The following is a 19,965-nucleotide window of genomic DNA, read 5'->3' as shown; positions in this document are numbered from 1 at the left end:
TGCCCTTAAAAAGATCGCAGCCTGCGGCAGCTCCTACAGGGTCTTGTGTACACCTGTAGGAGCTGCCGAAGGCTGCGATCTTTTGATCTTGATTAGCCCTGGACCGGAACCCCTTTGAGATAAGGCGCAGGCTCGGCCCCAAGGTTGTTCAGCAACCGCTCGCTGTACCAGTCCACGAAGTTCACCACGCCGAACTCATAGGTCTTGGAGTACGGGCCAGGTTGGTACGCGGTGGAGTTGATCCCGCGCTGGTTCTCTTCGGCCAGGCGACGGTCCTGGTCGTTGGTGGCGTCCCAGACCTGGCGCATGCGCTCCACGTCGTAGTCCACGCCTTCGACCGCGTCCTTGTGCACGATCCACTTGGTGGTGACCATGGTTTCCTGGGCGCTGATCGGCCACACGGTGAACACGATGATGTGGTCGCCCATGCAGTGGTTCCAGGAGTGCGGCAGGTGCAGGATGCGCATCGAGCCCAGGTCCGGGTTCTGGATCCGGCCCATGAGTTTTTTGCAGCCCTGCTTGCCGTCGATCGTCATCGATACGGTGCCCTTGAGCAGCGGCATGCGCACGATGCGGTTACGCAGGCCGAAGCTGGCGTGAGCGTAAGGGATCTTCTCGGCTTCCCAGGCAGCGGCCGAAGCGGCTACGTGATCCTTGAAGGCCTGGTCGGCACGCGGGTCGGTGACGTCGTCCCATTCCAGCAGGGTTTTCAACAGTTCCGGGTGCGACGCGTTGCAGTGGTAGCACTCACGGTTGTTTTCCAGCACCAGTTTCCAGTTGGCTTTTTCGAACAAGGTGGTCTGAATCGCCACCTTGGTGTTCTCCATGTCGTACGGTTCCATGTAATGGTTCAGCGTCGACAGGAAGTCATCAATGGCCGGCGGGTTTTCCGACAGGCTGATGAAGATGTAACCGCCAGCGGTTTTCACGTTCACAGGCTTGAGGCCGTACTGCTTCATGTCGAAGTCGGCGCCCATTTCGGTGCCGGCGAACAGCAGGCGACCGTCCAGCTCATACGTCCATTGGTGGTAGTGGCAGACCAGTTTGGCGACTTTGCCTTTTTCACTGGTGCACAACCGCGAACCACGGTGACGGCAGACGTTGTGGAACGCATGCACCACGCCATCGGCGCCACGAATCACGATGATCGGGTTCTTGCCGATCTGCAGGGTCAGGTAGTTGCCCTTGGTCGGGATTTCGCAGGTCATGCCGGCGATCAACCACTCTTTCTGAAAGATTTCCTGCATGTCGATATCAAACAGGCGCTCGTCGGAGTAAAACGGCTGCGGCAGTGAGAAGGTGCGCTCGCGCTCTTGCAGCATCTGTGCGGTGGCCTTGCGTGCGGGTTCCAGCGGATCGCCCAGGCTCAGGGTAGTAGTGACGTCCATCATTTAATCCTCAAGGCCATTCTGTGTGGCCGGCGAATAGTGGCTACGGTTGTGCGACGCAAGACAAAAAACAGCAGTTATCTGTTGAGGCGAGTGTGGGGCCGGCGCTGCCCGGAACCTTATCCATGGGCGACATGGCCCAATCTGTTCCCGACGCGCAACCCCCGGTAATTGGGGGCTGGTCGCGATAAGTATGTGAATGTCGCAGATAGGTAAATGGGTGGTTCGCGCTATACGCAGAATCGCCAACATGAAGGCCGACAGTCGGCCGTGGAGATCAGCATGTCCAACAGCTTCCTGAACCCGGTAACCACCCAGACCTGGGCCAATGGTCGACACATTGTCCGTTGCGTCAAAGTCATCCAGGAAACCTGGGATGTGCGCACCTTCTGTTTCATGGCCGACCAGCCGATTCTGTTCTTTTTCAAGCCCGGGCAATTCGTCACCCTGGAGCTGGAAATCGACGGCGTGCCGATCATGCGCTCCTACACCATTTCCAGTTCGCCGTCGGTGCCGTACAGCTTTTCGGTGACCATCAAGCGCGTGCCGGGGGGCAAGGTGTCCAACTGGCTGCACGACACTCTACATGAAGGCCAGGAGCTGGCGGTGCACGGGCCGGTCGGACTGTTCAATGCCATGGACTTCCCTGCGCCGAAAATACTCTACCTCAGCGGCGGCGTCGGCATCACGCCGTGCATGTCCATGGCGCGCTGGTTCTACGACACCAACGGCAACGTCGACATGACGTTTATCCACAGCGCCCGCTCGCCCAAAGACATCATTTATCACCGCGAACTGGAACACATGGCGTCGCGGATCGAGAACTTCAGCCTGCACCTGATTTGCGAGAAACATGGCATGGGTGAGCCCTGGGCCGGTTATCGCGGTTACCTGAACCACAGAATGCTTGAATTGATGGCGCCGGATTTCCTTGAGCGTGAAGTGTTCTGCTGCGGCCCGACACCGTATATGAGCGCGGTCAAGCGCTTGCTGGAAGGCGCTGGCTTCGACATGTCGCGCTACCACGAAGAGTCCTTCGGCGCGACTCCGCCAGAAGCCCGCGCCGACGCCGTGGAACACGCTGAACAAGCGGCCGATGCCCCGGAAATCGACGCGGCGGATCTGCATCAGGTGGAGTTCACCGCATCCGGCAAGAGCATCCGCGTGGCCCCGGGCGAGACCGTGCATGCCGCGGCGGCCAAGGTCGGCCTGATGATCCCGAAAGCGTGCGGCATGGGCATCTGCGGCACCTGCAAGGTGTTGAAGCTGGGTGGTGAAGTCGAGATGGAACACAACGGCGGGATCACTGAAGAAGACAAGATCAAAAGATCGCAGCCTCGTTTCACTCGACAGCTCCTACAGGGGTTGTGGATATCTCAGTCGACGAACAGGTCAGGCATCAGTTTGTCGTCGCTGTCTGGCTCGAAACGGTAATGGTTGAATTCAGTCACACCGCTTTCCCGCAGAATTTCCTCATCAATCAACAGCCGCCCGGTCAGGCTGCGGTTGGTACTGCTCAGAATGACGTGCGCCGCATCGGCCATGATCGCAGGCAGGCGTGCATGCTTGAACGATTCCCTTGACCCCAGCTGAAACTCGATGGCAGCGGTGGCGATCATGGTCTGTGGCCACAGCGAGTTGACGCTGATGCCGTAATTCCTGAATTCCTCACTCATGCCCAAGGTCAGCATGCTCATGCCGTATTTGGTCACGGTGTACGGGCTGTACTGGGCAAACCACTTGGTGGCCAGGTTCAGGGGTGGGGACAGGTTGAGGATGTGGCCACCGGACTTCTTCAAATAGGGCAGGGCGGCCTGGCTGCACAGCAGCACGGCACGGGTGTTGATCTGGTGCATCAAGTCAAAGCGCTTGAGTTCGAGGTGCTGGACCCCGGTCAATTTGATCGCCCCGGCGTTATTGATCAGCGCATCGATGCTGCCGAAATGTTCGTTGGCCTGGGCCAGTGCTTCGCGTACGGCGTCTTCCTCACGCACATCCACCTGCAGAGCCAAGGCTTTCCCGCCAGCGGCTTCCACTTCCCGGGCCACACTGAAAATTGTGCCCGGCAGCTTGGGGTGGGGTTCGGCACTTTTGGCGGCGATCACAATGTTGGCCCCATCGCGTGCGGCCCGCAGCGCAATCTCGCGACCGATGCCGCGGCTGGCGCCGGTGATGAACAGGGTTTTGCCTTGCAATGACATGCTGACGCTCCTGATTGTTGTTATGTGAGCGGATCGGCTCGACAAACAATGTAGACGAAGTCGTTCAGGAGCTGCAGCGAGAGATGTGACTGAATGTAGGCGAAAATGGATGAGCGAATAGATGGCGAGGGAGCTTGCTCGCGATGGCCTGGCGACAGCTGACATCTATGCTGGATGTGCTGGCCTCATCGCGAGCAGGCTCGCTCCCACAGGGATTGTGGCGTTAGTGAGACATCACTTCACGGATATCCCGCGCCAATTCACGCACGCGCTCTTGCTCGGTGTCCCACGAGCACATGAAGCGTGCGCCGCCGTTGCCGATGAAGGTGTAGAAGCGCCAGCCCTTGGCGGTCAGCGCAGCGATGGCCGGCTCCGACAGCTGCAGGAACACGCCATTGGCCTGTACCGGGAACATCAGCTCCACGCCGGGGATGTCGCTGACCATTTCGGCCAGCAATTGCGCGCAGTGGTTGGCGTGGTTGGCGTATTTGAGCCAGGCGTCGTTTTCCAGGATCCCGACCCACGGCGCCGACAGGAAGCGCATTTTCGACGCCAACTGCCCGGCCTGCTTGCAGCGGTAATCGAAGTCTTCGGCCAGTTTGTGGTTGAAGAACAGAATCGCCTCGCCCACCGCCATGCCGTTTTTCGTGCCGCCAAAGCACAGCACGTCGACCCCGGCCTTCCAGGTCAGGTCGGCCGGGGTGCAGCCGAGGAATGCGCAGGCGTTGGAGAACCGTGCGCCGTCCATGTGCAGGTTCAAGCCAAGCTCTTTGCAGGTGGCGCTGATGGCGCGGATTTCGTCCGGGGTGTAGACGCTGCCGACTTCGGTGGCCTGGGTCAGGGTCACGACGCGGGGTTTCGGGTAGTGGATGTCCTGGCGCTTGAGCGCGACCTCGCGGATCGATTCCGGGGTCAGTTTGCCGTTTTCAGTGCGGGCGATCAGCAGTTTGGAGCCATTGGAGAAGAATTCCGGGGCGCCGCATTCGTCGGTTTCGACGTGGGCGGTTTCCGAGCAGATCACGCTGTGGTAACTCTGGCACAGCGACGACAGCGCCAGCGAGTTGGCGGCGGTGCCGTTGAAGGCAAAAAACACTTCGCAGTCGGTTTCGAACAGTTTGCGGAAACCGTCGGAGGCCCGGGCGGTCCACTCGTCGTCGCCGTATGCGCGCTGGTGGCCGTGGTTGGCCTGTTCCATGGCAGCCCAGGCTTCAGGGCAGATGCCGGAATAGTTGTCGCTGGCGAATTGTTGGCTCTTGTCGGTCATGGCCTGCTTCCGTGGTCGAGATGCCTATGGTGAAGCGTCCCGTGGTCAATGAGGGTGCGCACTGTACCCAAGATCGTCAGGTGGAGCGCACAGGATGTCGCTGTCGGGAAAATACACGGTCGAAGGGCAATTATGCACGTGACAACGCACAAGATCATGCACAAGGCCATGCACTTAAAGCAGCGGGACGGGGCACTGGATCTGCTCAAGTGGCTGGCGCTTTTGAGCATGGTGCTCGATCACCTGCGATATGTCGGTTATTCCGCCGATTTGCTGTATGTGCCGGGACGCCTGGCGTTTCCGTGGTTCTGCCTGGCGATGGCGGCCAATCTGGCGCGCGTGCGGACTGCGACGACCGGTGGCCAGTGGCGCTATCTGGGGTGGTTGCTGCTGTTTAGCGCGGTGAGTGAAATTCCTTACCGAATGTTCATTCCCGATCCCGACACCTTAAATGTGCTGCCCACCCTTGCCCTGGGCTTGCTGGTGGTTCGTGGCTGGCAGCAGCCGGTGCTTGCATCGCGACTGCTGGCCGTCGGCGCGGTACTGCTGGCAGGGTTTTTCTCCCAGCGATTGATGTTCGGGTTCTTTGGCGTGCTGTTGCCGCTGGCGATGCTGCTGGTACTGCAACGGCCCTGGTACTTCGCGCTGTTGGCGGGGTTGGTGTGCCTGGCGGGCAATCAGTGGCAGGTGCTGTATTACTCTGTTCGATTGGGCAATCACGTGGCGATGGCGGCAGTCGCCACTTGTCTGATTGCGCCATGGCTCGGAGTGTTCTTGTTGCGACATGCCCATGACGTAAAACCACCACCCATTCGACGTTGGGCGTATGCGCTGTATCCCGTGCATTTCCTGCTGTTGCTCGCAGTGCGACAGGCCATCGGATGACCCTGTAGGAGCGAGCCTGCTCGCGATAGCGGCGGGTCAGCCGACATCAATGTTGAATGTGATGCCGCTATCGCGAGCAGGCTCGCTCCTACAGGGGATCTGCGCTGGATCGACGGTCGGGTTCGGCCAGCCATTTCCCGCCATGTCGTAAACGCACCTTTGCGTGGCGCCCGTAGGCATTTGACGACTCCAAGCCAGTCATACCATCGCTATCAAAGGGCACTGCCGAAAAACCAGTGCCTCACCGAGACGAATGGCGCACCGCCGCCGCTGGGAGAGACGCGATGTTCAGCAAGCAAGACCAGATCCAGGGTTACGACGATGCACTGCTGGCGGCGATGAATGCCGAGGAGCAACGTCAGGAAGATCACATCGAGCTGATCGCGTCGGAGAACTACACCAGCAAGCGCGTGATGCAAGCGCAAGGCAGCGGCCTGACCAACAAATACGCCGAAGGCTACCCGGGCAAGCGCTACTACGGTGGTTGCGAACACGTCGACAAGGTTGAAGCCCTGGCCATCGAGCGCGCCAAGCAACTGTTCGGCGCCGATTATGCCAACGTCCAGCCACACTCCGGTTCCTCGGCCAACAGCGCCGTGTACCTGGCCCTGCTGCAAGCCGGTGACACCATCCTCGGCATGAGCCTGGCCCACGGCGGTCACCTGACCCACGGCGCCAAGGTGTCGTCCTCGGGCAAGCTGTACAACGCCGTGCAGTACGGTATCGACACCAAAACCGGTCTGATCGATTACGACGAAGTCGAGCGCCTGGCCGTCGAGTGCAAGCCGAAGATGATCGTCGCCGGCTTCTCGGCCTACTCCAAGACCCTCGACTTCCCGCGCTTCCGTCAGATCGCCGACAAGGTTGGTGCACTGCTGTTCGTCGACATGGCCCACGTTGCCGGTCTGGTCGCTGCCGGCCTGTACCCGAACCCGCTGCCTTACGCCGATGTGGTCACCACCACTACCCACAAGACCCTGCGCGGTCCACGTGGCGGCCTGATCCTGGCCAAGGCCAACGAAGAAATCGAGAAGAAGCTCAACGCCGCGGTATTCCCCGGTGCCCAGGGCGGCCCGCTGATGCACGTGATCGCCGGTAAGGCGGTGTGCTTCAAGGAAGCGCTGGAACCAGGCTTCAAGGCTTATCAGCAGCAAGTGATCGACAATGCCCAGGCCATGGCCGGCGTGTTTATCAAACGCGGCTACGATGTAGTGTCCGGCGGTACCGACAACCACCTGTTCCTGGTCAGCCTGATCCGTCAGGGCCTCACCGGCAAAGAGGCGGATGCAGCACTCGGTCGCGCCCACATCACTGTGAACAAGAACGCTGTCCCGAACGATCCACAGTCGCCGTTCGTGACCTCCGGCCTGCGCATCGGCACCCCGGCGGTGACCACGCGCGGCTTCAAGGTGACCCAGTGCGTCACGCTGGCCGGCTGGATCTGCGACATCCTCGACAACCTCGGCGACGCCGATGTCGAGGCCAATGTCGCCGAGCAAGTGGCAGCCCTGTGCGCGGACTTCCCGGTTTATCGCTGAGTGCGGTTTTGGAGTAAATGACTATGCAACGCTACTCGGGCTTCGGCCTCTTCAAACACTCTCTCAGCCATCATGAAAACTGGCAGAAAATGTGGCGCACGCCGACCCCTAAAAAGGTCTACGACGTGGTCATCGTCGGCGGTGGCGGGCATGGTCTCGCCACGGCCTACTACCTGGCCAAGGAACACGGCATCACCAACGTGGCCGTGGTCGAGAAGGGCTGGCTGGGCGGCGGTAACACCGCGCGCAACACCACTATCGTTCGCTCCAACTACCTGTGGGACGAGTCGGCGCATCTGTACGAACACGCGATGAAACTGTGGGAAGGCCTGTCCCAGGACCTCAACTACAACGTGATGTTCTCCCAGCGCGGCGTCTACAACCTGTGCCACACCCTGCAGGACATCCGTGATTCCGAGCGTCGGGTCAGCGCCAACCGCCTCAACGGCGTCGACGGTGAGCTGCTCGATGCCAAGCAAGTGGCCGACGAGATCCCGTACCTCGACTGCTCCAAGAACACTCGCTACCCGGTGATGGGCGCCACTGTCCAGCGTCGCGGCGGCGTGGCCCGTCACGATGCCGTGGCCTGGGGCTTTGCCCGTGCCGCCGACGCCCTCGGCGTGGACTTGATCCAGCAGACCGAAGTGATCGGTTTCCGCAAGGAAAACGGCGTGTGCATCGGCGTTGAAACCAACAAGGGCTTCATCGGCGCCAAGCGCGTCGGCGTGGTGACTGCCGGTAACTCCGGGCACATGGCCAAGCTCGCCGGTTTCCGCCTGCCGATCGAATCCCACCCGCTGCAAGCGCTGGTGTCCGAGCCGATCAAGCCGATTATCGACAGCGTGATCATGTCCAACGCCGTGCACGGTTACATCAGCCAGTCCGACAAGGGCGACCTGGTGATCGGCGCCGGTATCGACGGCTACAACGGCTACGGCCAGCGTGGTTCGTACCCGGTGATCGAGCACACCATCCAGGCCATCGTCGAGATGTTCCCGGTGCTGTCGCGCGTACGCATGAACCGTCAGTGGGGCGGCATCGTCGACACCACGCCGGATGCCTGCCCGATCATTTCGAAAACCCCGGTACCGAACATGTTCTTCAACTGCGGTTGGGGCACCGGCGGCTTCAAGGCCACACCTGGCTCGGGCAACGTGTTTGCCGCGAGCCTGGCCAAGGGTGAAATGCACCCATTGGCCGCACCTTTCTCCATCGACCGTTTCCACAACGGTGCGTTGATCGATGAACACGGCGCTGCTGCGGTTGCCCACTAACAGGAGAAATCCCCATGTTGCATATCTTCTGTCCTCACTGCGGCGAACTGCGCTCCGAAGAGGAATTCCATGCATCCGGCCAGGCGCACATCCCGCGTCCACTGGATCCGAACACCTGCACCGACGAGGAGTGGGGCGACTACATGTTCTTCCGCGATAACCCGCGCGGTCTGCACCACGAGCTGTGGGATCACGTCGCCGGTTGCCGTCAGTACTTCAACGCCACCCGCGACACCGTGACCTACGAGATTCTCGAAACCTACAAGATCGGCACCAAGCCACAATTCACCGACAAGACCGATAGCCCGAAAGCGGCCAGCACGGCTCTGGGAGAGAAGGTATGAGCCAGATCAATCGCCTGTCCAACGGCGGACGGATCGACCGCAACAAAGTCTTGAGCTTCACCTTCAACGGCCAGAACTACAAAGGCTTCGAAGGCGATTCCCTGGCCGCTGCACTGCTGGCCAACGGCGTCGACATCATCGGTCGCAGCTTCAAGTATTCCCGTCCGCGCGGCATCTTCGCTGCGGGCGCTGAAGAGCCGAACGCGGTGCTGCAGATCGGCGCCACCGAAGCCACGCAGATCCCGAACGTGCGCGCCACGCAACAGGCGCTGTATCAAGGCCTGGTCGCCACCAGCACCAACGGCTGGCCGAGCGTGAACAACGACATGATGGGGATTCTCGGCAAGGTCGGCGGCAAGCTGATGCCACCGGGCTTCTACTACAAAACCTTCATGTACCCGCAATCGTTCTGGATGACTTACGAGAAGTACATCCGCAAAGCCGCCGGCCTTGGCCGCTCGCCGACCGAGAACGATCCGGACACCTACGACTACATGAACCAGCACTGCGACGTGCTGATCGTTGGCGCTGGCCCTGCTGGCCTGGCGGCAGCACTGGCGGCTGCGCGCAGCGGTGCCCGTGTGATCCTCGCCGATGAGCAGGAAGAGTTCGGCGGCAGCCTGCTCGATTCCCGCGAAAGCCTCGACGGCAAGCCTGCGACCGAGTGGGTCGCCAGCGTCATCGACGAGCTGAAGAACACCCCGGACGTGCTGCTGTTGCCGCGCGCCACCGTCAACGGCTACCACGACCACAACTTCCTGACCATTCACGAGCGCCTGACCGATCACCTCGGCGACCGCGCACCGATTGGCCAGGTGCGTCAGCGCATCCACCGGGTCCGCGCCACTCGCGTGGTGCTGGCGACCGGTGCTCACGAGCGTCCACTGGTCTACGGCAACAATGACGTGCCGGGCAACATGCTCGCCGGCGCCATCTCGACCTACGTGCGTCGTTACGGCGTGGCACCGGGCAAGAAGCTGGTGCTGTCGACCAACAACGACCACGCCTACCGCGTTGCCCTGGATTGGCTCGATGCCAGCCTGCAAGTGGTGGCCATCGCCGATGCCCGCAGCAACCCGCGTGGTGCGCTGGTGGAAGAAGCACGTGCCAAAGGTATCCGCATTCTCACCGGCAGCGCCGTGATCGAGGCCCGTGGCAGCAAGCGCGTGACCGCTGCCCGTGTGGCCGCCATCGATGTCAAAGCCCACACCGTGACCAGCCCTGGCGAATGGCTTGAATGCGACGTGGTGGCCAGCTCCGGTGGTTACAGCCCGGTGGTTCACCTGGCTTCGCACCTGGGTGGCAAGCCGATCTGGCGCGAAGACATCCTCGGTTTCGTACCGGGTGAAGCGCCGCAGAAACGCGTGTGTGTCGGTGGCATCAACGGCGTCTACGGCCTTGGCGATTCCCTGGCCGACGGTTTTGAAGGAGGCGCCCGCGCCGCCGCTGAAGCCGGGTTCCAGACCGTCGAAGGCGTACTGCCGAAAGCCCTGAGCCGTCTCGAAGAGCCGACCCTGGCGCTGTTCCAGGTGCCCCATGAAAAGAACACCGCACGGGCGCCGAAGCAATTCGTCGACCTGCAAAACGACGTCACCGCCGCCGCCATCGAACTGGCGACCCGTGAAGGCTTTGAGTCGGTCGAGCACGTCAAGCGCTACACCGCGCTGGGCTTCGGCACCGATCAGGGCAAGCTCGGCAACGTCAACGGCCTGGCCATCGCTGCCCGCTCGCTGAACGTGACCATCCCGCAGATGGGCACCACCATGTTCCGTCCGAACTACACGCCGGTGACCTTTGGCGCCGTGGCCGGTCGTCACTGTGGGCACATCTTCGAGCCGGTACGCTACACCGCACTGCATCAGTGGCACCTGAAGAACGGCGCCGAGTTCGAAGACGTCGGCCAGTGGAAACGTCCGTGGTACTTCCCGAAATCCGGTGAAGACCTGCACGCTGCAGTGAAGCGTGAGTGCAAAGCCGTGCGCGACAGCGTCGGCCTGCTCGACGCTTCGACCCTGGGCAAGATCGATATCCAGGGCCCGGATGCGCGCGAGTTCCTCAACCGCGTCTACACCAACGCCTGGACCAAGCTCGACGTGGGCAAGGCGCGTTATGGCCTGATGTGCAAAGAAGACGGCATGGTGTTCGACGACGGCGTGACGGCTTGCCTGGCCGACAACCATTTCGTCATGACCACCACCACCGGCGGCGCAGCTCGTGTGCTGCAGTGGCTGGAGCTGTACCACCAGACTGAATGGCCGGACATGAAGGTGTACTTCACCTCCGTCACCGACCACTGGGCGACCATGACCCTGTCCGGGCCAAACAGCCGCAAGCTGCTCGCTGAAGTCACCGACATCGACCTGAGCAACGAAGCCTTCCCGTTCATGACCTGGAAAGAAGGTCTGGTCGGTGGTGTGCCGGCGCGGGTGTTCCGGATTTCGTTTACCGGTGAACTGTCGTACGAAGTCAACGTGCAAGCCGACTACGCCATGGGTGTGCTGGAAAAAATCGTCGACGCTGGCAAGAAGTACAACCTGACGCCATATGGCACCGAAACCATGCACGTGCTGCGGGCCGAGAAGGGCTTCATCATCGTCGGTCAGGACACTGACAGCTCGATGACCCCGGACGACCTGAACATGGGCTGGTGTGTCGGTCGCACCAAACCGTTCTCGTGGATCGGCTGGCGCGGCATGAACCGTGAAGATTGCGTGCGTGATCAGCGCAAGCAACTGGTTGGCCTCAAGCCGATCGATCCGAACAAATGGCTGCCGGAAGGCGCGCAGCTGGTGTTTAACACCAAGCAGGCGATCCCGATGACCATGGTTGGTCACGTGACCTCCAGTTACCTGCACAACTCCCTGGGCTATTCGTTCGCTATGGGCGTGGTCAAGGGCGGTCTGAACCGCATGGGCGAGCGCGTGTTCGCACCGCTGGCGGATGGCAGCGTGATCGAGGCGGAAATCGTTTCTTCGGTGTTCTTCGATCCGAAGGGCGAACGCCAGAACGTTTGATTGCCAGGTGTGGTGATCCCCTGTAGGAGCTGGCTTGCCAGCGAAGGCGTCAGTCCGGACACCGAGTCGTCTGGATCGTCGGAATGCCGCCCGCAGCAAGCCGGCTCCTACAGGGTCAGAAACCACACTCTTTAACAGAATTCAGGAAAGGTGCTTTATGACCGCAGCCAATGTTTACCAACAACGCCCAACCTCCGGGGCCAAGGCCGAGTCGTCGCTGCATCACGCCGACCTCGCCAGCCTAGTGGGCAAGGGTCGCAAGAACGCCGGCGTGACCGTGCGTGAGAAAAAACTCCTCGGCCACTTGACCATTCGTGGCGATGGCCACGATGCCGCGTTTGCCGCGGGCGTGCACAAGGCCCTTGGCATCGAGTTGCCGGGCGCGCTGAGCGTCATCGTCAAAGGCGAAACCAGCCTGCAATGGATGGGGCCGGATGAGTGGCTGCTGATCGTGCCGACCGGCGAAGAATTGGCCGCCGAGCAAAAGCTCCGCAAAGCGCTTGGCGATCTGCACATTGCAATCGTCAACGTCAGCGGTGGCCAGCAAGTCCTCGAACTGAGCGGCCCGAACGTGCGCCAGGTGCTGATGAAGTCCACCAGCTACGACGTGCACCCGAACAACTTCCCGGTAGGCAAAGCTGTCGGCACGGTGTTCGCCAAGTCGCAACTGATGATCCGTCACACCGCTGAGGACACTTGGGAACTGTTGATTCGTCGCAGCTTCTCGGATTACTGGTGGCTGTGGTTGCAGGATGCTTCTGCCGAGTACGGGCTGAGCGTTCAGGCTTGAGATTGCTTTCGCAGGCAAGCCAGCTCCTACAATTGACCGCGGTCCCTGTAGGAGCTGGCTTGCCAGCGATCAACCGCGAAGCGGTTGCCAATAAACGAACAGGAGTCACCGTACCATGAGCCGCGCCCCAGACACATGGATTCTGACCGCCGACTGCCCCAGCGTGCTCGGCACCGTGGACGCGGTGACCCGCTTTCTGTTCGAGCAGGGCTGCTACGTCACCGAGCACCATTCGTTCGATGACCGGCTCTCGGGCCGTTTCTTCATTCGTGTGGAATTTCGCCAACCCGATGGTTTCGACGAGCAGTCCTTCCGCGCGGGCCTGGCCGAGCGCGGTGAAGCCTTCGGCATGATCTTCGAACTGGTCGCGCCGAACTATCGGCCGAAAGTGGTGATCATGGTTTCCAAGGCCGATCACTGCCTCAATGACTTGCTCTATCGCCAACGCATCGGCCAGTTGTCGATGGACGTCGCTGCCGTGGTCTCCAACCACCCGGACCTCAAGCCGCTGGCCGACTGGCACCAGATTCCGTACTACCACTTCCCGCTGGATCCGAACGACAAGCCGTCCCAAGAGCGTCAGGTGTGGCAGGTCATCGAAGAGTCCGGCGCCGAACTGGTGATCCTTGCACGCTACATGCAAGTGCTGTCGCCGGAGTTGTGCCGCAAGCTCGATGGCAAGGCGATCAACATTCACCACTCCCTGCTGCCCGGGTTCAAGGGCGCCAAGCCCTATCACCAGGCCTACAACAAGGGCGTGAAACTGGTGGGCGCCACGGCGCATTACATCAACAACGACCTCGATGAAGGTCCGATCATTGCCCAGGGTGTGGAGGCAGTGGACCACAGCCATTATCCGGAAGATTTGATCGCCAAGGGGCGGGATATCGAAGGGCTGACGCTGGCCCGGGCGGTGGGCTATCACATTGAAAGAAGAGTGTTTTTGAACGCGAACAGGACGGTTGTTCTCTAGCGTTTTTTACTGCCTGAAAAGATCGCAGCCTTCGGCAGCTCCTACAGGGGTATGTGATCAATGTAGGAGCTGCCGAAGGCTGCGATCTTTTGAATTCCCGAGCACTTAACGCGCTGCCTGCCTGGGCAACGCGGTTCCATAAAAACAACAGCGAGGTGAAAGCATGTCTGGCAATCGTGGTGTGGTGTATCTCGGCGCTGGCAAGGTCGAAGTGCAGAGTATTGACTATCCGAAAATGCAGGACCCGCGCGGCAGGAAGATTGAACACGCTGTCATCCTGCGTGTGGTGTCCACCAACATCTGTGGTTCCGACCAGCACATGGTGCGCGGGCGTACCACGGCGCAAACCGGCCTGGTGCTGGGCCATGAGATCACCGGTGAAGTGATCGAGAAGGGCAGCGACGTCGAGAACCTGAATATCGGCGACCTGGTGTCCGTACCGTTCAACGTGGCTTGCGGGCGCTGCCGCTCCTGCAAAGAAATGCACACCGGCGTGTGCCTGAGCGTCAACCCGGCGCGTCCCGGTGGCGCTTATGGTTATGTCGACATGGGCGACTGGACCGGTGGCCAGGCCGAATACGCCATGGTGCCGTACGCCGATTTCAACCTGCTGAAACTGCCGGATCGCGACCGGGCCATGGAAAAAATCCGCGACCTGACCTGCCTTTCCGACATCCTGCCGACCGGCTATCACGGTGCCGTGACCGCTGGCGTCGGCCCGGGCAGCACCGTATACATCGCCGGTGCCGGTCCGGTCGGCCTGGCGGCGGCCGCATCCGCTCGCCTGTTGGGTGCGGCGGTGGTGATCATCGGCGACGTCAACACCGTGCGCCTGGCTCACGCCAAGGCCCAGGGCTTCGAAATCGCCGACCTGTCCCTGGACACGCCGCTGCACGAGCAGATCGCCGCACTGCTCGGCGAACCGGAAGTGGATTGCGCCATCGACGCTGTAGGCTTCGAAGCCCGTGGCCATGGCCATGACGGCGTGAAACACGAAGCCCCGGCCACCGTACTCAACTCGCTGATGGGCGTGGTGCGTGTGGCAGGCAAGATCGGCATCCCCGGCCTCTACGTGACCGAAGACCCGGGTGCTGTCGATGCTGCCGCGAAAATGGGCAGCCTGAGCATCCGCTTCGGTCTGGGCTGGGCCAAGTCCCACAGCTTCCATACCGGCCAGACCCCGGTGATGAAGTACAACCGCGCGCTCATGCAAGCGATCATGTGGGACCGCATCAACATCGCCGAAGTGGTAGGCGTTCAGGTGATCAGCCTGGATCAGGCTCCGCAGGGTTATGGCGAGTTCGATGCCGGCGTACCGAAGAAGTTTGTGATCGATCCGCACAAGATGTTCAGCGCGGCCTAAGGCCGTCGGGTTAAAAAAAGGGCGACCGAGGTCGCCCTTTTTTTTGTTCAATGGCCTGTCGGTGGCATGGTCAGGACTCTGTAGTTGAACTCACATTCCTTTTCCACCCGTGAATCGCAGTGTTCAACGGACTTGGCTTTGTTGGAAGCTCCGGCCTTTTCTTTAATGGGTTGCGCCTCCCATTTTGTGCCCTTGACGGGGGCCCACTCTCTGAAGGAGTACAACGTCATCCTGGCAAACGCATACCAGTCGTCACCCTCGTAATCACACGAAACTACATCCGTATTACCTTCGGAACTGACGGTCCGGTAGAGCGCTCCGGTGAATACGAAGGTTTTAAGATCTCCCTCGCTGGCATAGGGGTTTTCGCCTACCCAGACGCGGCCGTTCGGACCGGGGGCGGTATAGCTGTAGCCTTGTTCCTCCTGTTTTTGTTTGATGCTTGCAGCTGACGGACACATAGTGGTTGCCGCCAAGGCGTTGGCTGTGAATACTGACAGTAGTACGGCACTTGCCGCGAGTGTTTTACGTATCATGATGTACTCCTTTACATGGGTTTGAGCCATCATGTTGGGGGAGGTGGACTGCGGCAGGTACTATCAGTATTGATAGGTTGCGTTGACGCCTTATTCATCGCGCGACATCCAGGGATTCACGTTTCTTATACGTGACCGGGGTAAAAGTGGATGCGCGGCAAGGAACATGATTGAGGATGCCTGGTCAAACCGGCAGTTTTACCGCCGGTTTTCGGATGGTTTCATGGCACAAGAGGATGTCTGGATGAAGATTTCACGCGGCATTGCATTGGCTTCGCTGTTGGCACTGTCCGCCAGTCCGGCCTTTGCACAGTTCAGCCTGAACGATGCGGCCAATGCGATTTCGGGCATCAAGGGCGGTGACGTGGCAGCGACTGCCGCACCCACACCGCAGACAGCCGACTTGCTGAGCACGCTCACTCAATTGAACATCACCCCACAGCAAGCCATCGGCGGTGCCGGGGCGATGCTGGGGCTGGCGAAGAACCAGTTAAGTTCGACCGACTACTCGGAACTGGCCAAAAGCGTGCCAGGCATCGACATGCTCTCGGGCGGCGGCGAGTTGGGTGCGCTGGCCGGTCTGCTCGGCTCCAGCGGCAAAGCGGCAGGGCTGGACAATGCCCTGGGTAACGTCAAGGACACCAACGACCTGAACAACGCCTTCAGCGCCCTGGGCATGGACAGCGGCATGATCGGCCTGTTTACCCCGGTGCTCCTGCAGTACCTCGGTCAGCAGGGCGTCGGCGGTACGCTGCTGAGCAGCCTGGGCAGCATCTGGGGCACCGGTAGCTGATTCAGCGGTGCCCGGCGCGCAAGGCGTCGATGCGCTGATCCTTCTCGATCCAGAGCTGGTTGACCCAGTTCTGGACCTTCTCGCGAAACAGCGGATCGTTTTCGTAGTCGCCCTGCCACAGCGCCGGGTCGAGATCGCGGGTTCGGATATCGATGATGACCCTTGGCACATCGCCGCTGATCAAGTCCCAGAACCCCGGAATCTTCTGCTGCGGGTAAACCACCGTCACATCGAGAATCGCATCCAGCTGTTCGCCCATTGCCGCCAGTACAAACGCCACGCCGCCAGCCTTTGGCTTGAGCAGGTAGTTGAACGGTGATTGCTGTTGAGCGCGTTTGGCCGACGTGAACCGCGTGCCTTCCAGATAATTGACCACGGTTACCGGTTGGCGCTTGAACAGCTCGCAGGCCTGTTTGGTGATCTCCAGATCCTTGCCCGCCAGTTCCGGGTGTTTGGCCAGGAATGCCTTGCTGTAGCGCTTCATGAACGGGTAATCCAGCGCCCACCACGCCAGGCCCAGGAAGGGCACCCAGATCAGTTCTTTCTTGAGGAAGAATTTGAAGAACGGTGTGCGTCGGTTCAGCGTCTGGATCAGCGCCGGGATGTCGACCCAGGATTGATGGTTGCTGATCACCAGGTACGAGGTATCACGGCGCAGATCGTCACCGCCGCGGATGTCCCATTGGGTGGGGATGTACAGGCGGAAAATCAGCTTGTCGATCTCGGACCAGGTCTCGGCGATCCACATCACCACCCATGAGGCGTAATCGCGAAAACGGCCAGGCAGGACCAGCTTGAGCAGGGCAAACACCAGCAGTGGCCCGATCAGGACCAGGGTGTTGAGCACAAGCAGCAGGGTCACGAAACAGCCGGTGAGCAGGCGGCGCATAAGTCACTCGTGGAGGCGGTTGGGCGCGCCATGATAAGCAGCTTCGGGCGGCAGGCCAAATCGGTGCTGACGAATGTTTCACTTTCGGGTCGGTAACGTTGTGGGAACGATCAAGCGAACGACGGTCTAAAATCCGACTGCTCACTCTCATGGAAACCCATTACGTGAAATCCCTCCTTGCAGTGCTCTCCCTCATCGCCCTGCCGGTCATGGCCGCCGAGCCGACCCTGTACGGGCGTTACGAATACATTGCCCTGCCGGAAATCGGCGGGCAGGTTCTCAAGGCCAAAATGGACACCGGCGCCCTGACCGCGTCGCTGTCGGCCAAGGACATCGAAACCTTCAAGCGTGACGGTGAAGACTGGGTGCGTTTCCGCCTCGGCACCAAGGACGCGAGCAACCAGGTCTACGAACACAAGATAGCGCGCATCAGCAAGATCAAAACCCGTTCCGAAGAGGACGAAGAGGACCGCGAAGTCGTCGCGCCAACCAAGCGTCCGGTGGTCGATCTGGAACTGTGTCTGGGCAACGTCAAGCGCACCGTGGAGGTCAACCTCACCGACCGCAGCAGCTTCAACTACCCGTTGCTGATTGGCGCCAAGGCGTTGCGTGAGTTCGGGGCGGCGGTGAATCCGGCTCGGCGGTTTACGGCCGACAAGCCGGATTGCTGATCTTTTGCAGGCTTAAACCTTCGGCATCGTCGCAATCATCGAAGGCCGCTGGCTCACCTCGAAATACCACGCCGCCAGTTGCGGATTCGCCGTGCGCCAGTCCAGATCCGGATGGCGCAAATCCAGGTAACCCAGTGCACAGGCCACGCTGATCGCGGCCACGTCGAAGTGGCAGGTCAGCTCGGCAATCGCGTCCTTTTCCAGCAATGCCAGGGCGCGGCGGATTTTGTCGCGCTGGCCGTCGAGCCATTCGTCCCAGTGTTTCTCCGGGGCGCGCAGGGCGACTTCGTAGCGCACCAGCACGGCCGCGTCCATGATCCCGTCGGCAAGGGACGCGAGGGTCAGGCGCCGCCAGCGGGCCGAGCCTTCGCGGGGGATCAGCGGGTTGCCGACGTGCTGCTGATCGAGGTAATCGAGGATGACCCGGCTGTCATGGATGATGTTGCCATCGGCCAGGCGCAGCGCCGGGATCTTACCCAGGGGATTATCTTCGATCAGCGTGAGGTCCGGGTTGACCGGGGTGAGTACGCTGGTCTGCAACGCCACGCGGTCCTGTTGACCGGTTTCGTGCAGCAGCACCATGACTTTTCGAACGAAGGGAGAGAGCGGGTTGTGGTACAGGGTCATGCTCGGGGCGGACATGGCAGCGTCTCGATCGGTGGCAGTGTCGGGCAGCATAGCGCGTTGGAGCGATAGCTCAAGATGGCAAACACCCTTGTAGGAGCGGCGTTGCAGGAGGCCGCGCAGGGCAAGTGCTGCGGGGATGCCCAAACCCAACCAGCTCAACGAATCCCAAACACCATCCCCGAGCAGCGCGGCAAACAACCCTGCCGCGCTGAGCACTGCGATGACGGTCGGAATGGCAAACACTTTCCAGAAGTTCGACTGCCGGGGCTTCATGCCACGCTCTCCGCTTTTTCCGCCACGGGTTTTACAGCCTTGCGCCGCACCACCCACAGATAAACACCGCTGCCGAGCACGATGATGGTCAGCACATCCAGGGTCGCCCAGAGGATCTTCATCGGCATGCCTCCGTAGTCGCCGAAGTGCAGTGGCTGCGACATGCCCATGGCGTCCATGTACCACGGTCGTTCGGCCACGGCAGTGACTTGCAGGGTGCTGGCGTCGATCAGTACCGGCGTCAGCAGGTGCGAGGTCAGGTGCGTGCTGCCTTTCATGAACACCGCGTAATGGTGCTCGCTGGAGAATCGCGTGCCGGGAAAGGCGATGAAGTCCGGCTGCATGCCCGGCGCAACGTCCCTGGCGATGTCGAGCAGATGGGTGGCCGGCGCCCGTTGCGTCAGCGGTGGCGCATCGCGGTACGGCGCGACCATCGCGCTCAGGCTGTCGTTGCGCCAGGCGGCAATGATCAGGTCGGCGCAGGCACTGATCACGCCCGTCACGCCGACCACCAGGGCCCAGGTCAACGTCACCACGCCGATCAGGTTATGCAGGTCGAGCCAGCGCAGGCGCGTGGATTTGTCCTGGCGCACGGTGGCGAATTTCAAGCGGCGCATGAACGGCAAATACAACACCGTGCCGGAAACGATCGCCACCACGAACAGAATCCCCATGAACGCCAGCAGCAATTTGCCCGGCAAACCGGCGAACATGTCCACGTGCAGGCGCAGCATGGTCAGCATGAAGCCGCCGTTGGCCGATGGCGTCTCCAGCGCTTCGCCGGTACGGGCGTCGAGCATGAAGGTGTGGGACGAGTTCGGCTCGGTGCCCGCGGTCGCGGCCATGATGGTCAGCACGGTGTTGGGCTCATCATCTTCGAAGCCAAAATACTGCAGGACTTCGTAGGGGCGATGTTGCTCGGCGGCCTGCACCAACTGCTGCAAATTCAGGTGCGGAGTGTCCGCCGGCATTTCCTTCACTTCAGGCGCATCGCCCAACAAGTGGTCAATCTCGTGGTGAAAGATCAACGGCAGGCCGGTCAGTGCCAGCAGCAAGAGGAACACCGTACAAATCAGGCTGGTCCAGGTATGAACAGCGGACCAGCGGCGAATTGTTTTACTTTTCATTTCTTGGCCTTCAGA

18 protein-coding genes are annotated in these 19,965 nt (G+C 60.9%); 11 read left to right on the top strand and 7 right to left on the bottom strand.

Annotated elements, in window-relative coordinates; genetic code table 11:
• Nucleotides 1-92: 92 nt before the first annotated feature.
• Complete coding sequence (gene gbcA, locus AC1D19_RS07905) at nucleotides 93-1,388, bottom strand: glycine-betaine demethylase subunit GbcA (protein ID WP_477753318.1); 1,296 nt, start codon at nucleotides 1,386-1,388, stop codon at nucleotides 93-95.
• A 282-nt stretch (nucleotides 1,389-1,670) separates the two neighbouring features.
• On the opposite strand from gbcA, the gene gbcB reads away from it, so the two are divergent.
• Nucleotides 1,671-2,822, top strand: coding sequence for a glycine-betaine demethylase subunit GbcB (gene gbcB, locus AC1D19_RS07900; RefSeq protein WP_477762879.1), 1,152 nt, complete (start codon nucleotides 1,671-1,673; stop codon nucleotides 2,820-2,822).
• On the opposite strand, the gene AC1D19_RS07895 is transcribed toward gbcB, so the two are convergent.
• Both AC1D19_RS07895 and AC1D19_RS07890 read right to left on the bottom strand, forming a co-directional pair.
• Nucleotides 2,765-3,589 carry an SDR family oxidoreductase gene (locus AC1D19_RS07895; protein ID WP_477762878.1) on the bottom strand — a complete coding sequence of 275 codons (825 nt, stop codon included), beginning with the start codon at nucleotides 3,587-3,589 and terminating at the stop codon, nucleotides 2,765-2,767. The two genes, gbcB and AC1D19_RS07895, sit on opposite strands and share 58 nt — an antisense overlap.
• A gap of 223 nt (nucleotides 3,590-3,812) precedes the next feature.
• Nucleotides 3,813-4,853: a threonine aldolase family protein gene (locus tag AC1D19_RS07890; protein WP_477762877.1), complete on the bottom strand. Its 1,041-nt coding sequence runs from the start codon at nucleotides 4,851-4,853 to the stop codon at nucleotides 3,813-3,815.
• A 132-nt stretch (nucleotides 4,854-4,985) separates the two neighbouring features.
• On the opposite strand from AC1D19_RS07890, the gene AC1D19_RS07885 reads away from it, so the two are divergent.
• The 8 genes from AC1D19_RS07885 (at nucleotide 4,986) to fdhA (ending at nucleotide 15,034) form a co-directional block, all read left to right on the top strand.
• On the top strand, nucleotides 4,986-5,738 hold the full coding sequence (locus tag AC1D19_RS07885; protein WP_477762876.1) for a TraX family protein: 753 nt from the start codon (nucleotides 4,986-4,988) through the stop codon (nucleotides 5,736-5,738).
• Between the two features lie 284 nt (nucleotides 5,739-6,022).
• Nucleotides 6,023-7,276: a serine hydroxymethyltransferase gene (gene glyA, locus AC1D19_RS07880; protein WP_130210172.1), complete on the top strand. Its 1,254-nt coding sequence runs from the start codon at nucleotides 6,023-6,025 to the stop codon at nucleotides 7,274-7,276.
• A 23-nt stretch (nucleotides 7,277-7,299) separates the two neighbouring features.
• Nucleotides 7,300-8,550 carry a sarcosine oxidase subunit beta gene (locus tag AC1D19_RS07875; protein WP_007947735.1) on the top strand — a complete coding sequence of 417 codons (1,251 nt, stop codon included), beginning with the start codon at nucleotides 7,300-7,302 and terminating at the stop codon, nucleotides 8,548-8,550.
• Nucleotides 8,551-8,564: 14 nt separating this feature from the next.
• Nucleotides 8,565-8,894, top strand: coding sequence for a sarcosine oxidase subunit delta (locus AC1D19_RS07870; RefSeq protein ID WP_223456827.1), 330 nt, complete (start codon nucleotides 8,565-8,567; stop codon nucleotides 8,892-8,894).
• Nucleotides 8,891-11,908 carry a sarcosine oxidase subunit alpha gene (locus tag AC1D19_RS07865; RefSeq protein WP_477762875.1) on the top strand — a complete coding sequence of 1,006 codons (3,018 nt, stop codon included), beginning with the start codon at nucleotides 8,891-8,893 and terminating at the stop codon, nucleotides 11,906-11,908. Before AC1D19_RS07870 ends, AC1D19_RS07865 begins: the two co-directional genes overlap by 4 nt.
• Before the next feature lie 157 nt (nucleotides 11,909-12,065).
• Nucleotides 12,066-12,698, top strand: coding sequence for a sarcosine oxidase subunit gamma (locus AC1D19_RS07860; protein ID WP_150725144.1), 633 nt, complete (start codon nucleotides 12,066-12,068; stop codon nucleotides 12,696-12,698).
• Between the two features lie 115 nt (nucleotides 12,699-12,813).
• Nucleotides 12,814-13,671, top strand: a complete 858-nt coding sequence (purU, locus tag AC1D19_RS07855; RefSeq protein WP_477753324.1) for a formyltetrahydrofolate deformylase — start codon at nucleotides 12,814-12,816, stop codon at nucleotides 13,669-13,671.
• Between the two features lie 163 nt (nucleotides 13,672-13,834).
• A complete protein-coding gene (gene fdhA, locus AC1D19_RS07850) occupies nucleotides 13,835-15,034 on the top strand; it encodes a formaldehyde dehydrogenase, glutathione-independent (protein WP_477753040.1) in 1,200 nt (399 codons plus the stop codon).
• A 47-nt stretch (nucleotides 15,035-15,081) separates the two neighbouring features.
• Here the strand turns inward: fdhA and AC1D19_RS07845 are convergent, their stop codons facing one another.
• Nucleotides 15,082-15,570 (bottom strand): hypothetical protein, encoded by a 489-nt coding sequence (locus AC1D19_RS07845; RefSeq protein ID WP_477762874.1) that lies wholly within the window; start codon nucleotides 15,568-15,570, stop codon nucleotides 15,082-15,084.
• A 244-nt stretch (nucleotides 15,571-15,814) separates the two neighbouring features.
• Between AC1D19_RS07845 and AC1D19_RS07840 the strand changes: the two genes are divergently transcribed.
• Complete coding sequence (locus AC1D19_RS07840; RefSeq protein WP_477753038.1) at nucleotides 15,815-16,363, top strand: DUF2780 domain-containing protein; 549 nt, start codon at nucleotides 15,815-15,817, stop codon at nucleotides 16,361-16,363.
• A 1-nt stretch (nucleotide 16,364) separates the two neighbouring features.
• Here AC1D19_RS07840 and AC1D19_RS07835 read toward each other — a convergent pair whose 3' ends face one another.
• Entirely contained in the window at nucleotides 16,365-17,252 is an 888-nt protein-coding gene (locus AC1D19_RS07835) for an acyltransferase (protein WP_477762873.1), read from the bottom strand.
• 164 nt (nucleotides 17,253-17,416) lie between these two features.
• Between AC1D19_RS07835 and rloA2 the strand changes: the two genes are divergently transcribed.
• Nucleotides 17,417-17,923 (top strand): retropepsin-like aspartic peptidase RloA2, encoded by a 507-nt coding sequence (gene rloA2, locus AC1D19_RS07830; RefSeq protein WP_477762872.1) that lies wholly within the window; start codon nucleotides 17,417-17,419, stop codon nucleotides 17,921-17,923.
• Between the two features lie 12 nt (nucleotides 17,924-17,935).
• On the opposite strand, the gene AC1D19_RS07825 is transcribed toward rloA2, so the two are convergent.
• Both AC1D19_RS07825 and AC1D19_RS07820 read right to left on the bottom strand, forming a co-directional pair.
• Nucleotides 17,936-18,565, bottom strand: a complete 630-nt coding sequence (locus tag AC1D19_RS07825; protein ID WP_477753035.1) for a glutathione S-transferase — start codon at nucleotides 18,563-18,565, stop codon at nucleotides 17,936-17,938.
• 254 nt (nucleotides 18,566-18,819) lie between these two features.
• Nucleotides 18,820-19,950 (bottom strand): PepSY-associated TM helix domain-containing protein, encoded by a 1,131-nt coding sequence (locus tag AC1D19_RS07820; protein WP_477759792.1) that lies wholly within the window; start codon nucleotides 19,948-19,950, stop codon nucleotides 18,820-18,822.
• Nucleotides 19,951-19,965: the final 15 nt, after the last annotated feature.

Source organism: Pseudomonas sp. P1_C12 (assembly GCF_056406435.1).
Note: the sequence above shows the minus strand (reverse complement) of the source record. Positions and strands in the feature narration are given on the sequence as shown.

Excerpts from the sequence above, each read along its gene's own strand:
- gbcA (WP_477753318.1), bottom strand. The coding sequence starts at position 1,388 with ATGGACGTCACTACTACCCTGAGCCTGGGCGATCCGCTGGAACCCGCA.
- gbcB (WP_477762879.1), top strand. The coding sequence starts at position 1,671 with ATGTCCAACAGCTTCCTGAACCCGGTAACCACCCAGACCTGGGCCAAT.
- AC1D19_RS07895 (WP_477762878.1), bottom strand. The coding sequence starts at position 3,589 with ATGTCATTGCAAGGCAAAACCCTGTTCATCACCGGCGCCAGCCGCGGC.
- AC1D19_RS07890 (WP_477762877.1), bottom strand. The coding sequence starts at position 4,853 with ATGACCGACAAGAGCCAACAATTCGCCAGCGACAACTATTCCGGCATC.
- AC1D19_RS07885 (WP_477762876.1), top strand. The coding sequence starts at position 4,986 with ATGCACGTGACAACGCACAAGATCATGCACAAGGCCATGCACTTAAAG.
- glyA (WP_130210172.1), top strand. The coding sequence starts at position 6,023 with ATGTTCAGCAAGCAAGACCAGATCCAGGGTTACGACGATGCACTGCTG.
- AC1D19_RS07875 (WP_007947735.1), top strand. The coding sequence starts at position 7,300 with ATGCAACGCTACTCGGGCTTCGGCCTCTTCAAACACTCTCTCAGCCAT.
- AC1D19_RS07870 (WP_223456827.1), top strand. The coding sequence starts at position 8,565 with ATGTTGCATATCTTCTGTCCTCACTGCGGCGAACTGCGCTCCGAAGAG.
- AC1D19_RS07865 (WP_477762875.1), top strand. The coding sequence starts at position 8,891 with ATGAGCCAGATCAATCGCCTGTCCAACGGCGGACGGATCGACCGCAAC.
- AC1D19_RS07860 (WP_150725144.1), top strand. The coding sequence starts at position 12,066 with ATGACCGCAGCCAATGTTTACCAACAACGCCCAACCTCCGGGGCCAAG.
- purU (WP_477753324.1), top strand. The coding sequence starts at position 12,814 with ATGAGCCGCGCCCCAGACACATGGATTCTGACCGCCGACTGCCCCAGC.
- fdhA (WP_477753040.1), top strand. The coding sequence starts at position 13,835 with ATGTCTGGCAATCGTGGTGTGGTGTATCTCGGCGCTGGCAAGGTCGAA.
- AC1D19_RS07845 (WP_477762874.1), bottom strand. The coding sequence starts at position 15,570 with ATGATACGTAAAACACTCGCGGCAAGTGCCGTACTACTGTCAGTATTC.
- AC1D19_RS07840 (WP_477753038.1), top strand. The coding sequence starts at position 15,815 with ATGAAGATTTCACGCGGCATTGCATTGGCTTCGCTGTTGGCACTGTCC.
- AC1D19_RS07835 (WP_477762873.1), bottom strand. The coding sequence starts at position 17,252 with ATGCGCCGCCTGCTCACCGGCTGTTTCGTGACCCTGCTGCTTGTGCTC.
- AC1D19_RS07825 (WP_477753035.1), bottom strand. The coding sequence starts at position 18,565 with ATGTCCGCCCCGAGCATGACCCTGTACCACAACCCGCTCTCTCCCTTC.
- AC1D19_RS07820 (WP_477759792.1), bottom strand. The coding sequence starts at position 19,950 with ATGAAAAGTAAAACAATTCGCCGCTGGTCCGCTGTTCATACCTGGACC.